This is a genomic window from Enterobacter sp. C3_dUdeg (genome assembly GCF_057536195.1).
The window spans coordinates 411527-426077 of record NZ_BAAKFX010000001.1; the positions used below are offsets into that span (position 1 = coordinate 411527).

The window sequence follows — 14551 nt, forward strand, 5'->3', positions numbered from 1 at the left end:
CGTGACAGACGAGCAAACGGCTGAATGCACTGCATCCAGCCGTTTTTTGTTACTGGCGGTAGGCTTGTTTGATTTGCTTAACGGTGTTAGCAAATACCGCAGATTCAGCCTGGTCTTCCATCTCCGCGATTTGTTTTTCCATTTTAATGATCACACGACCGGCATCCGCCTGGCCCATCGCCTGCAGCATCAGCGTCAGCAGTGCTTTCAGGCAGTTTACTTCCTGTGCCAGTTCCTGGTTATTCTCCGCAGTGGCAAATTCAGGTGTGCTCATTTATTTTCCTCATTATTTAACGGCGCTAAAGCGCGACGACGAAAGTCAAGGCGGCGGAGTATACCACAAGCTGCAGCAAAAAATGCAGCGGTTGTTTTTCGTACTTTTACGTTGATGTTTAATTGCGTAAACAGAACGTACCGGTAAACTAAACCGCCGTGAAAGTCTATTAATTGTTTATGCCCGGTTCGCTTGCCGTTAATTATTGTTACAAAAATTTGAGATCTGTTTTTTTGCAGGAAAAGCCTGCAAGTTTTTTGTAACTTTTTGAATACAGATGCTTAAAAAAAGCTGCAAAAGCCCTGAATGCATGGTCTCTCATTCCACGGACTGTACAGCCTAATTTCCAAAAACGAGAGCAAAATCGAATAGCCGGTTTTTTAACGTTTTAATCTTGCGAGGAAAACCGTTAATATAAACCAAATTATCACTCAGTAGCGTTATCCCTATTCTGGAGACATTTCCTTTGATCAACGTCCTTCTTGTTGATGACCACGAACTGGTGCGCGCAGGGATACGACGCATTCTTGAAGATATTAAAGGTATTAAAGTTGCCGGTGAGGCGTGCTGCGGCGAAGATGCGGTAAAATGGTGCCGCACAAACTCGGCCGATGTGGTACTGATGGATATGAACATGCCCGGTATCGGTGGCCTTGAAGCAACACGCAAAATCGCGCGTACCTTTGTTGATACCAAAGTCATCATGCTGACCGTGCATACCGAAAACCCACTGCCCGCGAAAGTGATGCAGGCGGGCGCAGCGGGCTACCTGAGTAAAGGTGCTGCGCCGCAGGAAGTCGTCAATGCAATCCGTTCCGTGTTTGCCGGACAGCGCTACATTGCTTCCGACATTGCTCAGCAGATGGCGCTGAGTCAGATCGAGCCCGAGAAAACCGAATCACCGTTTGCCAGTTTGTCCGAGCGTGAATTGCAGATTATGCTGATGATCACCAAAGGTCAGAAGGTGAATGAGATCTCGGAACAGCTGAATCTCAGCCCGAAAACGGTGAACAGCTATCGTTACCGGATGTTCAGTAAACTGAACATTCATGGCGACGTCGAACTGACGCACCTGGCCATCCGGCACGGTTTGTGTAATGCGGAGACGTTGTTAAGTCAGTGAGTGATGTGTTCGATTCAAAAGCATTTCTGAAAACCGTAACCAGCCAGCCTGGCGTCTATCGCATGTATGACGCTGGCGGTACGGTTATCTACGTGGGGAAGGCAAAAGATCTTAAAAAACGCCTCTCCAGCTATTTTCGCAGCAACCTGGCCTCCCGTAAGACCGAAGCGCTGGTCTCACTCATTCAGAATATTGATGTCACCGTCACGCACACCGAGACAGAAGCGCTGCTGCTTGAGCACAACTATATAAAGCTCTACCAGCCGCGCTATAACGTTCTGTTGCGTGATGATAAGTCCTACCCGTTTATTTTTCTGAGCGGCGATACCCATCCGCGCCTCGCGATGCACCGCGGTGCAAAACACGCCAAGGGCGAATACTTCGGGCCGTTCCCTAACGGCTATGCCGTGCGTGAAACGCTGGCGCTGCTGCAAAAAATCTTCCCTATCCGCCAGTGTGAAAACAGCGTTTACCGTAACCGCTCGCGCCCGTGCCTGCAGTACCAGATTGGACGCTGCCTGGGGCCTTGCGTGGAAGGGCTGGTAAGTGAAGAAGAGTATGCCCAGCAGGTGGATTATGTGCGCCTGTTCTTAGCCGGAAAAGACGATCAGGTCTTAACGCAGCTGATCGCGCGGATGGAAAAAGCCAGCGCCGCACTCGAGTTCGAAGAGGCCGCGCGTATCCGCGACCAAATCCAGGCGGTGCGCAGAGTCACTGAGAAACAGTTTGTCTCGAATACCGGTGACGATCTCGACGTCATCGGCGTAGCCTTTGACGCCGGGATGGCCTGCGTGCACGTGCTGTTTATTCGCCAGGGCAAAGTGCTCGGCAGCCGCAGCTATTTCCCGAAAGTGCCCGGCGGTACCGAACTGGGTGAAGTGGTAGAAACCTTTGTCGGCCAGTTCTATCTGCAGGGAAGCCAGATGCGCACGCTGCCTTCTGAGATCCTGCTCGATTTTAATCTTGACGATAAAACCCTGCTGGCCGATTCGCTCTCTGAACTGGCGGGTCGCCGGGTCAATGTACAAACCAAACCGCGCGGCGATCGTGCGCGTTATCTGAAGCTGGCGCGAACCAACGCGGCGACGGCACTCACCACGAAGCTTTCGCAGCAGTCGACGGTGAACCAGCGCTTAACGGCCCTGGCGACGCTGCTGAAGCTTCCGGAAGTGAAACGGATGGAGTGTTTCGACATCAGTCACACGATGGGGGAACAGACGGTGGCGTCGTGCGTGGTGTTTGATGCGAATGGCCCACTGCGCGCCGAGTATCGCCGCTACAACATCACCGGGATCACGCCGGGCGATGACTATGCGGCCATGAATCAGGTGCTGCGTCGTCGCTATGGTAAAGCCATAGAAGAGAGCAAAATTCCGGATGTGATCCTGATTGACGGCGGGAAAGGGCAGCTCGGCCAGGCGAAAGCGGTATTTGAATCGCTTGATGTCAGCTGGGATAAAAACCATCCGCTGCTGCTGGGTGTTGCAAAAGGGGCCGATCGTAAGGCCGGTCTGGAGACATTGTTCTTCGAGCCGGAAGGCGAGGGCTTCAGCCTGCCGCCGGACTCCCCGGCGCTGCACGTCATCCAGCATATTCGCGATGAATCACACGATCATGCCATCAGCGGTCACCGCAAAAAACGGGCGAAGGTGAAAAATACCAGTAGCCTGGAAACGATCGAAGGCGTGGGGCCAAAACGTCGCCAGATGCTGCTGAAATATATGGGCGGATTGCAAGGATTACTCAACGCCAGCATGGAGGAAATTGCAAAAGTGCCGGGTATTTCGCAAGGGCTGGCAGAAAAGATCTACTACTCGTTGAAACATTGAGGGCTCTGTAGCAACATAGAGCTAAATTTTACTGACAACAAACAGTTACCGTCATTATGCAATTTAATATCCCTACGTTGCTCACTCTCTTCCGTGTCGTACTCATCCCGTTCTTTGTACTGGCGTTTTACCTGCCGGTCGTCTGGGCACCTTTCGCCTGCGCATTGATCTTCCTGATCGCAGCGGTCACCGACTGGTTTGATGGCTATCTGGCCCGTCGCTGGAATCAAAGCACCCGTTTCGGTGCCTTCCTCGATCCGGTGGCAGACAAAGTGATGGTCGCTATCGCCATGGTGCTGGTAGCCGAGCACTATCATACCTGGTGGGTAACCCTGCCCGCGGCAACCATGATCGGCCGCGAGATCATTATCTCTGCACTGCGCGAATGGATGGCGGAACTGGGGAAACGCAGCAGCGTGGCGGTCTCGTGGATTGGTAAAGTCAAAACGACGGCGCAGATGGCGGCGCTGGTCTGGATGCTCTGGCGTCCGAACGCCTGGGTTGAGTGGGCGGGAATTGGTCTGCTGTGGGTAGCGGCAGTGCTGACGCTGTGGTCCATGCTGCAATATTTGAACGCTGCGCGCGGGGATTTGCTTGATCAGTGATCGTTTCGCCGTAATTTTCAGCAAACGATCCAGGGATGCAAAAAATAACGTTGACTCATAACGTCATATCAGTAGAATGCAACGCATCGAACGGCGGCACAGTAAGCCGGACGATAATGAAATCAAGTGGTTAGATGTTTACTTGATGACATGCGGGAATAGCTCAGTTGGTAGAGCACGACCTTGCCAAGGTCGGGGTCGCGAGTTCGAGTCTCGTTTCCCGCTCCAGATTAAAGACATGCGCAGTAGCGGGTGTCAGTTTGAAAAGTTTTACGGCGCGTTAGCAAAGCGGTTATGTAGCGGATTGCAAATCCGTCTAGTCCGGTTCGACTCCGGAACGCGCCTCCACTTTCTTCCCGAGCCCGGATGGTGGAATCGGTAGACACAAGGGATTTAAAATCCCTCGGCGTTCGCGCTGTGTGGGTTCAAGTCCCACTCCGGGTACCATGGGAAACAAAGAATAATCAAAGCAATAAGCAGTGTCGTGAAACCACCGAAAGGTGGTTTTTTTGTGCCTGTAATTTCTGTTCACTTTTTTCGTCAGCTTGACTCGCCACAGGAAAAGGACAATCCTGTCCCGTACACTCTACATCAACCATTTTTCCTTTTTTATTAAATAGATAGTCATGTTTAAAGACGGTTGTGTTTTAGTCGAGTATCTTCAAGTTTCGAATGAAACACGGTTCGCATAAATTGATGCAAATCAAACTGATTTAAGTTAATGCATTTCTAATATTAATTAATTCGCGCAAAAAAATAATAGTGATGTATCTTAGCCGTAGCGAGAAGACGTTTAATTTGATAATTGCTGGTGGCGATTCGCTATATTGTCGGATCAAACCGTCAGTCTTATGTTCACGGGGTTAAGTCCTGGCAAGGAATGTCTTTACCAGAAACACACCTATCTCAGTTAACAAAATGTATATTTTACAATAACAAGAAGCCGTATCCCTATCGGGAAAGACTCTAGATTTTAAAAGAATTGGATAATTAAAAATGAAAAAAATAATGATAGCTGCTTTTTTATCAGTAGTGATGACGGGATGTGCTAATAATCCTAACGCCTCTGACTATGAATTATGTCAGGCTATGAGCGGTGACACGTTCACCAGCGGGTCGGAAGCGGCTCAAATGATGCAAGCCAGAATACAGGCGGGCACTTCTACGGTCAGTGCGGCAGATTGTGCGGCTATTGCACAAAGTACGGCAGCAGGATGGCAACAAAAGGCGGCTAACCTGAATGCAGCTAGCGCTGCATATAATCAAAGTATTCAACCTAAACCTACCCTGGAAACTAATTGTAATCCGACTATAAACGGCGGTTTTACCTGTACGCAGCAATAATGAGTCCTTATAGCTTAACTTTGTGATAAAACGCGTTATTCACAATCCTCATCGTTCGCGCTATATGGGTGCAAGTCCCATCCGGGTTCCATGATAAACAAAGAATAATCAAAACAATAAGCAGTGTCGTGAAACCACCGAAAGGTGGTTTTTTTGTGCCTGAAATCCGCCAGTCACACCCCACCCAAATACGCCTTCCTCACCTCCTGATTTCCCAGCAGCTCCTCGCCGCTGCCGCTCAGCCGGATCTGCCCGTTAACCATCACATACCCGCGGTCGGAAAGCTTCAGCGCGTGATGCGCATTCTGCTCCACCAGAAAGATGGTCATGCCGTTGCGGGCCAGCTCGCGCAGCGTCTGGAAGATCTGTTTCACCACAATCGGCGCCAGACCGAGGCTCGGTTCATCCAGCAGCAGCAGCTTCGGACGGCTCATCAGCGCCCGGGCGATCGCCAGCATCTGCTGCTCTCCGCCGGACATGGTCATCGCGCGCTGCTTGCGTCGCTCCTTGAGGCGAGGGAAGAGGTCGAACATGGTTTGCATATCCTCAGCGGCAAACTGGCTGCCGATGGGGATGGTCCCCATCAGCAGGTTCTCTTCAACGGTCATATCCGGGAAAATTCGTCTGCCTTCCGGCGCCTGCGCAATGCCGCCGGACGCGACGTAGTGGGTGGATTTATGGCTGATATCTTCACCGCCGAAAAGGATCTGTCCGCTGCGAATGCGGGGCTGGCCAAAGATGGACATCAGCAATGTCGATTTACCCGCGCCGTTTGCGCCAATCAGCGCCACGGTTTCACCTTTATTGACTTCGAGGGAAACCTGTTTAAGCGCCTGAATGGCGCCATAAAACACATCCACCTCGCGAAATGCCAGCAGCGGTTCGCTCATAGGTTGACCTCGCTTTCATCCGTACCCAGGTAGGCGGCAATGACCTTTTCATCATGCTGGATCTGCTCGGGTTTTCCCCTGGCAATAACATCCCCGTGGTCGAGCACGATGATGTCGTCCGAAATCTCCATCACCATCCCCATATCATGCTCAATCAGTAATACCGTGATGTCATGATGATCCCGCAGAAAACGAATAATGCTGCTGAGCTTATGCGTTTCAACCGGGTTAAGCCCGGCGGCGGGTTCATCCAGACAGATCATTTCCGGGCCGGTGCACATTGCTCGCGCAATTTCCAGACGCCGCTGCTGGCCGTACGACATCTCTCCCGCCAGACGATTGGCGCACTCCACCAGATCCACCACTTCCAGCCAGTAGAAGGCCCTGTCCAGGGCGTCGCTTTCCGCGCGCCGGTATGCCGGCGTATTTAAGATCCCGGCGAGCAGATTGCGGTTAACGCGCATATGCTGCGCAACCAGCAGGTTTTCCACGACCGACATCTCGCGAAAAAGACGGATATTTTGAAACGTGCGCGCCAGCCCTGCGCGGTTGACCAGATGCGTTCCGCCGAACATTTTGTAGAAAAGACGCTGCCCGAACTGCGCGGGGTTAATCCAGTCTCCCGGCTGGAATTTTTGTCCGAGCACCTGAATAACGTTGGTCGTTTTATGGCGGGTATTAAATAAAATGTTGCCTCCGGAGGCCCTGTAGAAGCCCGTCAGGCAGTTAAACACGGTTGTTTTTCCCGCCCCGTTTGGCCCAATCAGGGCGGTAATTGAGCCACGCTGTACGTCCAGGTTGACGTCGTTTAGCGCCTTAATCCCGCCGAAGTGCATCATAAGATGTTCAACGCGTAATATCGTTCCGTTCATGGTGCGACACCCTTACGCACGGCGAACCCGCTGCGGTTAATGCGGATCAAACCGCGCGGACGCCAGATCATCATCACCACCATGAGCATGCCAAACAGCAGGACGCGGTACTCGGCAAAACTGCGCAGCAGTTCCGGCGTTACGGTGAGCACAAAAGCGGCCAGCACTACGCCAAGCGTCGAGCCCATCCCGCCCAGCACCACGATGGCGAGGATCAGCGCCGATTCAAAGAAGGTAAAGGAGGTCGGGTTCACGAACCCCTGATAGGTGGCGAAGAACACCCCGGCAATGCCCGCGGTCGATGCGCCCAGCGTAAAGGCCGACAGCTTAACCAGAACATGATTTAACCCCATTGAGCGGCACGCTATTTCGTCTTCACGCAGGGCTTCCCACGCCCGACCAATCGGCATCCGCGTCAGGCGGTGCTTGATATAGAGCACCAGCATCACCACCAGGAACAGCACCGCGTAGATAAAAATAAACTTCATGTTCGGGTTGTAGGTCAGGTGGAAAAACTCGTGGAAGGGCACGCCGCCTTCTTTCGCGCGTCGTCCAAATTCCAGACCGAAAAAGGTGGGGGGAGGGGCCGAGACGCCGTTTGGTCCGCCGGTGAAGGTCAGCCAGTTGTTCAGTATCAGGCGAATGATCTCCCCGAACCCGAGTGTGACGATGGCCAGATAGTCACCGTGCATGCGCAGTACCGGGAAACCGAGCAGGGCGCCTGCGGCGGCGGCCATAATTGCCGCCAGCGGCAGCATGCTCCAGAAGCCTAAGCCGAGATACTGGTATCCCAGCGCCAGACCGTACGCACCAATTGCGTAGAACGCGACATATCCCAGATCCAGCAGACCGGCCAGACCCACGACGATATTCAGCCCCAGACCGAGAAGCACGTAGATCAGCCCGAGAATGGCGACGGTCAGCACATATTTCGTGGCGACAAACGGAAAGCAAATCGCAAGGGTAATCACCAGAGGAATAATCCAGCGCATGCGGCTTTTGTATTCCGGTGGCCGGACATATACGCCCGCGCTATCGGCTTCGAAGCGTGACTGGAAACGGGCGCCCGCGGCGGTACCTAAAAAGGCGCTCAACAGAAAACGCCCGAGCATGACGATGCCGACCATCCAGGCCAGCCGCTGCCCGGCGAAGTTAAAGCTGTAACCGTCCAGCACCACGCCCGCAATGGGGCCGAAAATAATCAGCGCAATCAGCCCGGAAAAAATCGCGTCCAGCATGCAGCGTTTAAGTGAAAAACCGTGTGACGTCATCATTCTCTCCCTCACACTTTGGCCACAATCGGGCGCCCAAGCAGCCCCTGGGGACGGAAAATAAGGATCATGACCAGCAGGCCGAACGAAAAGACATCTTTATAGTCTGAGTTCACCATGCCCGAGAACTGGGCTTCCGCCACGCCCAGGATAAGGCCACCGAGCATGGCGCCGGGGAGGGAGCCGATGCCGCCGAGTACCGCCGCAGTAAAGGCTTTAATGCCGATCACGAACCCGACGTAGAAATCAAAGGTGCCGTAATTCATGGTGATCAGCACGCCCGCCAGACCGGCCATCGCCGCGCCGATGACGAAGACCAGTGAAATAATCCGGTCGGTGTTAATGCCCAGAATGGAGGCCATCTTACGATCCTGTTGTACCGCGCGGCACATCCGGCCCAGCCGGGTATGGTTGATAATCCAGGTGAGCACCAGCATGCCGGCAAACGAGGCAACCAGAATAAACACTTTGGTGTAGGTTATCTGTACGAACCCGTCGCCCAGATGCAGGCGAATCACGCCGTCCAGCATGGTCGGCACCCCTTGCTGGCGCGGACCCTGGCTCAGCTGCGCGTAGTTTTGCAGAATAAGAGACATCCCAATGGCGGAGATCAGCGGCGCCAGGCGCGTCGAGTTGCGCAGCGGCTTGTAGGCGATACGCTCGATGGTCCAGCCGTACACCCCGGTTACCACGATGGTGAACACCAGCGTCCCGAGGATCAGCAGCGGGAACGACTGCAGACCGAAGAACGAGAGCAGCGCCAGGCCGATGGCGCAGAGATAGGCGGAAATCATATACACTTCGCCGTGGGCGAAATTGATCATCCCGATAATGCCGTACACCATGGTGTAGCCGATGGCGATTAAACCGTAGACGGAGCCCAGCGTTAAGCCATTGATTAACTGTTGCAGGAAGAATGTACTCATCTTAGCGCGCTCGTTTTATAGGCTGCGCGATGCGCGCAGCCTGATGTTTATTACGCGCCGACGGGCAGGCCCGCCGACGTTGAGCGTGACTCCGTCCCGTTACTGCACTTCCTTATATTTGCCTTTGTCGTCCCACTGATAAACCACGTAGTCAGACACTTTCAGATCGCCCTTGCTGTCCCAGGCTTTTTTGCCCATCACCGTGTCGACGGAATTGGCTTTAAGCCACTCGCTGGCTTTGGCGGAGTCCTTGCCGCCGGTGGCCTTGAAGGCTGCGGCAATGGCCTGTACGGAGGCATAGGAGTAAAGGGTGTAACCTTCCGGCTCGAATTTACCGGCGCGGAATTTCTCGATAACCGCTTTACCGTCCGGGATAAGGCGCGGATCTTTACCGAAGGTCATGTAAATGCCGTTGGTGTATTGCGGGCCACCCGCGGCGGTCACCATCTCTTCGTTGACAATGCAGTCGCCGGAGAAGAATTTCGCCTGCACGCCCTGTTCACGCATCTGGCGAACCAGCGGACCGGCTTCCGGGTGACAGCCACCGAAGAACACGACGTCCGGTTTTTGCGCGCCGATCTTGGTCACCAGCGCGTTAAAGTCTTTCTCACCGCGAGATAACCCCTCATACATCACATCCTGAACCCCGCGTTTCGCCAGCGCCGCTTTGGTGGCGTCAGCCAGACCCTGACCATAGGTGTCTTTATCGTGAATAATCACCACGCGTTTGGCTTTCAGCTTGTCGATGATGAAGTCGCTGGCAACCTGACCCTGCTGGTCATCGCGTCCGCACATGCGGAACATATCGCTCATGCCGCGTTCGGTGATCAGCGGGTTAGTTGAGCCGGGGGTAATCGCAATAATGCCCGCGTCGCTATACACCTCGGAGGCGGGCATTGTGGAAGAGGAGCAGAAATGGCCGACCACGGCGTTGACTTTATCCTGGTCAACTAAACGGTTGGCGACGGCCACGGCCTGCTTAGGCTCGCAGGCATCATCCCCCTGAACCAGTTTGATCTTCTCGCCGTTAATGCCGCCTGCGGCATTAATGTCTTCAGCGGCCTGCGTTGCGCCGTGCCAGTACTGATCGCCATAGGTGGCATTCGGACCCGTGAACGGCCCGGCCACGCCAATCACAATATCTGCCCGGGCGGAAAACGCCGTCACCAGGCAACCGGCCAACACAAGAGAAAGAGGAGTTCTGATTAATTTCAGCGACATTATTATGTTCCTTAGCAAAGAGGTTTTTGCACCACGGCGTAAACCCGAACGCCCGACGGCGCAGCCAATCCGAAACACGAGCAAGAACAAAATGCACTAAACGAACAAGATACAGACGGCATCCTGCATATTACGGCGAGATTTCCCTGCGCAGAGGCGCGCGAAGAACGTTAAGCAAAAACGTTGCCAGAATGGTTAACCCATTGACGGGCATGCGACATGTTTGAGTATAGAGCGCCGCGTTATGCCGCCTTGCGGGAGGAGAAGAAATTACAGCGGAGATCACATATCGTTAACAATAAAGCCCATAAGTTGTGCAAAGGTCACGATTTGCACGTTTTTGCAGCAATAAAGACCTAAACTTCAGCCCGGAGAGGCGTGAGATATGTGTTAGGATCGTTTCCTTTTGCAGGAGTATCAGCGATGACTGAAGGCCCATTGAATGAAAGCGAAATGGCGTGGCTTGAAGAGACGTTAATGTCTTACGGTCATGATGACGCGTCCGTGATTGACGTGTCCGAACTGGACGGCATGCTTACCGCAGTGCTTTCCGGTCCTGTTGTCGTTGAGCCAGATGCCTGGCTGGTGGCGGTGTGGGGTGGCGAGAAGTACATTCCGCGCTGGAAAAACGATCGTGAGATGAATCGTTTTATCGATCTCTGCTTTAAGCATATGAACGATATTGCCGAGCGCCTGAGCGAGTACCCGGATCAGTTTGAACCGATGTTTGGTTATAACGACGTGGATGGTGAGAGCTATACCGTGGTGGAAGAGTGGTGCTATGGCTATATGCGCGGCGTGGCGCTGACGGACTGGTCAGCCCTGCCGGAAGCCCTGAAGGCCGATCTTGACGTGATTGCCCTGCACGGGACGGAAGAGAACAGCGAAAAGCTGGATGAACTGTCCGAAGAGGAGTATATCGCCAGCATCGAAAGCATCCAGCCTGCGGCACTGCGTCTATATCAATACTGGGTAAACAACCCGCAGCAGCCGGAAGTGAAGAAGCCGACGGTGAACGGCACGAAGGTCGGGCGTAACGATCCGTGTCCTTGCGGCAGCGGGAAGAAGTTTAAGAGCTGCTGTTTGCACTAATAAAAAAGGGGCTGATGATTGCCCCTTTTTTATTTAACCCACTTCCGGCAGCATCCCGGCTGCAATCAATACCTGCACCAGAATAATCACCACCCCACAGCCAAACACAACGCACAGCAGCGGTTTTCCTCCCGCCACGCGATATCCCTGCTGAGGATGCTGCTGGCGGCTCTTCCACGCCAGCAGGGAAGGGAGCAGCAGGGCCAGGATAGAGAGCGCCACCCCTGCGTAGCCCAGCGCCATCACAAACCCGCGTGGGTAAAACAGCGCAAAAGCGAGCGGCGGCAGGAAGGTGATGGCCCCCGTCTGCAACCGTCCAGCCGCGGTATTGCGACGCTGGAACAGGTCGGCCAGATAATCAAACAGGCCGAGCGCCACGCCCAGGAACGAGGTTGCCAGCGCCAGGTCGGCAAACAGGTGTACCGCCAGCTCCACGTGCGGGGAGGTAACAACCTCGCGCAGTGCCAGCAGAAAACCGTTCAGGCCAGCGTGTTGCGCCATCAGCCCAATAAAGGTCGAAGAGTCAATGCTGCCCAGCGTCACCAGCTGCCAGAAAATATAGGCGATCAGCGGGATCGCGCTGCCGATTACAAAGACGCGACGCAGCTTGCGGATATCGCCGTTCATATAGCTGACGATGCTCGGCACGCTGCCGTGGAAGCCAAACGAGGTGAAAATGACCGGGATCGCGGAGAGCGCCAGCCCTTTTTCCAGCGGCAGCGTCAGCAGGTTGACCTTGTGCACGTGCGGCACCAGCAGCACCAGCATGACGATCAGGAAGAGAATTTTGGCGCTGAACAGAAAGCGGTTAAAAAGATCGACCAGCGATGTCCCCACGCAGACCACGCCGCCGCCGATGAGCGCAAAGAAGATAGCCCCCGTCGCCGGGGTGATGTCAGAGCCAAACCAGTCGTTGACGCTTGAGGCGATGAGTTCCCCGGCGCCGCTGATATAGGCGGCGGTCAGAGCGTACATCAGGAACATCATGCTAAAGCCGGTTATCCACTGGCCGTAGCGTCCCAGATAGCGCGCCGCAAGCGAACCCAGACCGGTGTCGGCGGGCACGTGCTGGTAAACTTCAAGCAGAAGCAGGGCGGTGTAGCACATCAGCGCCCAGAGCGTACCCAGCAGCAGCAGGGTCATGCCAAATCCCACGCCCGCGGCTGCCAGGGGCATTGCCAGCATTCCTGCGCCAATCGTCGTTCCGGCGACGATAAAAATACTTCCCAGGGTTCTGTTTTTCACGCTTTCCTCTACAACGATGCTTAACCGCGACAAAATCTGCGGCGCAGAGTAAGGGAAAAGCCGTAACTCGTCAAATCACCGTTACAAGTAGTGTAATGAATTATTTACGAACTGCTGGCGCTCTGACCCTTTTTAGGCGCAGGCCTACTTCATAAGGGCAATGTTGCCAGGCGACATTCCGGCGTAACGTAAACAATAAATATAAATTATCAAATTAAGTGAGGGTTTTATGGCAGGGGAGAATCCCTTTACCGCGGCATGGAGCCGGGGAGGCAACCTGTTGTGCCATGGCCACTGGATAATTAGCTGGCAGAACCAGCCCCTGATACTTCCCGAGTCCCGCCGCGAAAAGGATATGGGCACCTGGGCAATCTATTCGATTATCGATCCTGAAGATGAAACCTTTGCGCAAGGCTTACAGGAAGATGAGTGGATTGTTGAGAATGTCGACTGGTTAACGGATATGTTCTTCGAGGTGGGGATTCCGCTGGAGACCTCCAGCTACCGCTATTTTTACCAGGCCGTGAATCCCCATGACTGGCGCTGCACCAGCTGTGCGGGCTGTATGTAAATTAACGCGGTGCCGGAAACCGGCACCGCGCTGAAATTAATTCTGCGTATCAAGAGTGGAAAGTTCTTTATCAATAAAGTAAAGACCTTCGCCGGATTTCCCCACCAGAGATAATTTGTCCAGAACGGATTTAAACAGCTTCTCTTCTTCGTGTTGCTCAGCGACGTACCACTGCAGGAAATTAAAGGTTGGGTAATCCTGGCTGGTCATCGCCGCATGAACCAGTTCGTTAATTTTCTGCGTGATCAGCTGCTCGTGCTCGTAGGTGGCGCGGAACAGTTCATCGAGAGAATTATACTCAGCGAAAGGTGATGTCACGGTTTCAATGCGCGGCAGGCTGCCCGTATCCGTAAGATAATCAAACAGACGCTGCATGTGGGTCATCTCTTCCTGAGCGTGACGACGCAGAAACGCGGCCGCACCTTCGAAGCTGTGGTAGCTGCACCAGGCGCTCATCTGCTGGTAGAGCAGGGATGAAAAAAGCTCAAGGTTCATTTGTGCGTTGAGCTTGTCGATCATTTCAGTTTTCAGCATGGTGACGCTCCGGATTATTATTTCTGGTTCACAATGAGCGACACTATAATTTGTTATTTAATTATTTGCAAAACGTAAAATTTTTATTTTATTTATTTAAAATACGAATGGGAATAAAACGCATTGGCGATTTTTATAATTTATTAATGAGAATTGTTTTTGTTCGTAATGAAATATACTGCCAGCAAACGCTGGCAGGGTTGATTAATACCAGGGGTTATTTGACTTAGGGTTAACGGCGTAACCCATACATTTATACTGGATAGTCACGCTCTCGTTCAGGCACAAAGAGCCGCTCGTCAGGGTGCAGGTTTTGATGGGCTGACCATAGGCTGAGGCGGTGGCATACCCCATGCTCTGACACGCTTTTGCCGCCGTGCCGTTATTCACATACTCATCGGAATACGCATTTTGCAGCGCTGCCTGGCCGTAATCGAGGCGGACGATGCCGTTCGGCGCGTCGAGGCTGCTGACTTCAGCCTGGCGGTTGATACTACACCCCGCGAGCAGCAGGATTGTGCCGGCTACAATGACTCTTTTCATGGTTCGCTCTGAGTGGATGGAAATATCTTATCGTACCCGCAGATGCCCGCTGCAATGCCTGGAATAGCCGGACAATCTGCCCTCACTCTTCGCAACGGGTCAGAGGGGAGTGCTATCAGGCTAATTCCTCATAAAAATGTGATGAGTATCACAAAATGATTGATTTTTGTGATAATGGTCATATTATAAGCACGTTGACAATAAAGTTGTA

The 14551-nt window shown here is 53.4% G+C and carries 15 protein-coding genes, 3 tRNA genes and 1 pseudogene; 9 read left to right on the forward strand and 10 right to left on the reverse strand.

Annotation, left to right across the window (positions count from 1 at the left end; translation table 11 throughout):
* Positions 1 to 49: 49 nt before the first annotated feature.
* Together AC27FC_RS01885 and AC27FC_RS01890 are read right to left on the reverse strand one after the other, a co-directional pair.
* On the reverse strand, positions 50 to 274 hold the full coding sequence (locus tag AC27FC_RS01885; protein WP_008500345.1) for a DUF2594 family protein: 225 nt from the start codon (positions 272 to 274) through the stop codon (positions 50 to 52).
* 25 nt (positions 275 to 299) lie between these two features.
* Positions 300 to 368 (reverse strand): annotated as a pseudogene (locus tag AC27FC_RS01890) (hypothetical protein); the annotation flags it as partial.
* A 372-nt stretch (positions 369 to 740) separates the two neighbouring features.
* Here AC27FC_RS01890 and uvrY point away from each other — a divergent pair.
* The 7 genes from uvrY (at position 741) to AC27FC_RS01925 (ending at position 5175) form a co-directional block, all read left to right on the forward strand.
* Positions 741 to 1397 (forward strand): UvrY/SirA/GacA family response regulator transcription factor, encoded by a 657-nt coding sequence (gene uvrY / locus AC27FC_RS01895; protein ID WP_013096026.1) that lies wholly within the window; start codon positions 741 to 743, stop codon positions 1395 to 1397.
* Positions 1394 to 3226 (forward strand): excinuclease ABC subunit UvrC, encoded by a 1833-nt coding sequence (gene uvrC / locus AC27FC_RS01900; RefSeq protein ID WP_032658637.1) that lies wholly within the window; start codon positions 1394 to 1396, stop codon positions 3224 to 3226. The genes uvrY and uvrC overlap by 4 nt, the downstream gene beginning before the upstream one ends.
* Before the next feature lie 56 nt (positions 3227 to 3282).
* Positions 3283 to 3831 (forward strand): CDP-diacylglycerol--glycerol-3-phosphate 3-phosphatidyltransferase, encoded by a 549-nt coding sequence (gene pgsA / locus AC27FC_RS01905; RefSeq protein ID WP_028019572.1) that lies wholly within the window; start codon positions 3283 to 3285, stop codon positions 3829 to 3831.
* 152 nt (positions 3832 to 3983) lie between these two features.
* Positions 3984 to 4059, forward strand: a tRNA-Gly gene (locus AC27FC_RS01910).
* A gap of 46 nt (positions 4060 to 4105) precedes the next feature.
* A tRNA-Cys gene (locus tag AC27FC_RS01915) sits at positions 4106 to 4179 on the forward strand.
* Between the two features lie 12 nt (positions 4180 to 4191).
* Positions 4192 to 4278 (forward strand) — tRNA-Leu (locus AC27FC_RS01920).
* A gap of 549 nt (positions 4279 to 4827) precedes the next feature.
* Positions 4828 to 5175 carry a hypothetical protein gene (locus tag AC27FC_RS01925; protein ID WP_126327672.1) on the forward strand — a complete coding sequence of 116 codons (348 nt, stop codon included), beginning with the start codon at positions 4828 to 4830 and terminating at the stop codon, positions 5173 to 5175.
* A gap of 173 nt (positions 5176 to 5348) precedes the next feature.
* Here the strand turns inward: AC27FC_RS01925 and AC27FC_RS01930 are convergent, their stop codons facing one another.
* The 5 genes from AC27FC_RS01930 to AC27FC_RS01950 all read right to left on the reverse strand — a co-directional run bounded on the left by AC27FC_RS01930 (position 5349) and on the right by AC27FC_RS01950 (position 10355).
* A complete protein-coding gene (locus tag AC27FC_RS01930) occupies positions 5349 to 6065 on the reverse strand; it encodes an ABC transporter ATP-binding protein (protein ID WP_094935629.1) in 717 nt (238 codons plus the stop codon).
* Positions 6062 to 6937 carry an ATP-binding cassette domain-containing protein gene (locus AC27FC_RS01935; RefSeq protein WP_039263773.1) on the reverse strand — a complete coding sequence of 292 codons (876 nt, stop codon included), beginning with the start codon at positions 6935 to 6937 and terminating at the stop codon, positions 6062 to 6064. Before AC27FC_RS01935 ends, AC27FC_RS01930 begins: the two co-directional genes overlap by 4 nt.
* Entirely contained in the window at positions 6934 to 8208 is a 1275-nt protein-coding gene (livM, locus tag AC27FC_RS01940; protein WP_094935630.1) for a high-affinity branched-chain amino acid ABC transporter permease LivM, read from the reverse strand. The genes AC27FC_RS01935 and livM overlap by 4 nt, the downstream gene beginning before the upstream one ends.
* Positions 8209 to 8219: 11 nt before the next feature.
* Positions 8220 to 9134 carry an ABC transporter permease subunit gene (locus AC27FC_RS01945; protein WP_023312278.1) on the reverse strand — a complete coding sequence of 305 codons (915 nt, stop codon included), beginning with the start codon at positions 9132 to 9134 and terminating at the stop codon, positions 8220 to 8222.
* Positions 9135 to 9233: 99 nt separating this feature from the next.
* The gene (locus AC27FC_RS01950; RefSeq protein WP_033145885.1) at positions 9234 to 10355 is read right to left on the reverse strand and encodes a branched-chain amino acid ABC transporter substrate-binding protein; all 1122 of its coding nucleotides are present in this window, start codon (positions 10353 to 10355) and stop codon (positions 9234 to 9236) included.
* Between the two features lie 423 nt (positions 10356 to 10778).
* Between AC27FC_RS01950 and AC27FC_RS01955 the strand changes: the two genes are divergently transcribed.
* Positions 10779 to 11447: a YecA/YgfB family protein gene (locus tag AC27FC_RS01955; protein ID WP_029741940.1), complete on the forward strand. Its 669-nt coding sequence runs from the start codon at positions 10779 to 10781 to the stop codon at positions 11445 to 11447.
* Between the two features lie 33 nt (positions 11448 to 11480).
* Here the strand turns inward: AC27FC_RS01955 and tyrP are convergent, their stop codons facing one another.
* Positions 11481 to 12692, reverse strand: a complete 1212-nt coding sequence (gene tyrP / locus AC27FC_RS01960; RefSeq protein ID WP_196354237.1) for a tyrosine transporter TyrP — start codon at positions 12690 to 12692, stop codon at positions 11481 to 11483.
* Positions 12693 to 12921: 229 nt separating this feature from the next.
* Here tyrP and AC27FC_RS01965 point away from each other — a divergent pair, with 229 nt between their 5' ends.
* Complete coding sequence (locus AC27FC_RS01965) at positions 12922 to 13263, forward strand: hypothetical protein (protein WP_039263769.1); 342 nt, start codon at positions 12922 to 12924, stop codon at positions 13261 to 13263.
* A 36-nt stretch (positions 13264 to 13299) separates the two neighbouring features.
* Here AC27FC_RS01965 and ftnA read toward each other — a convergent pair whose 3' ends face one another.
* Both ftnA and yecR read right to left on the reverse strand, forming a co-directional pair.
* Entirely contained in the window at positions 13300 to 13797 is a 498-nt protein-coding gene (ftnA, locus tag AC27FC_RS01970) for a non-heme ferritin (RefSeq protein ID WP_023336146.1), read from the reverse strand.
* Positions 13798 to 14001: 204 nt separating this feature from the next.
* Complete coding sequence (gene yecR / locus AC27FC_RS01975) at positions 14002 to 14340, reverse strand: YecR family lipoprotein (RefSeq protein WP_023336145.1); 339 nt, start codon at positions 14338 to 14340, stop codon at positions 14002 to 14004.
* Positions 14341 to 14551 lie beyond the last annotated feature (211 nt).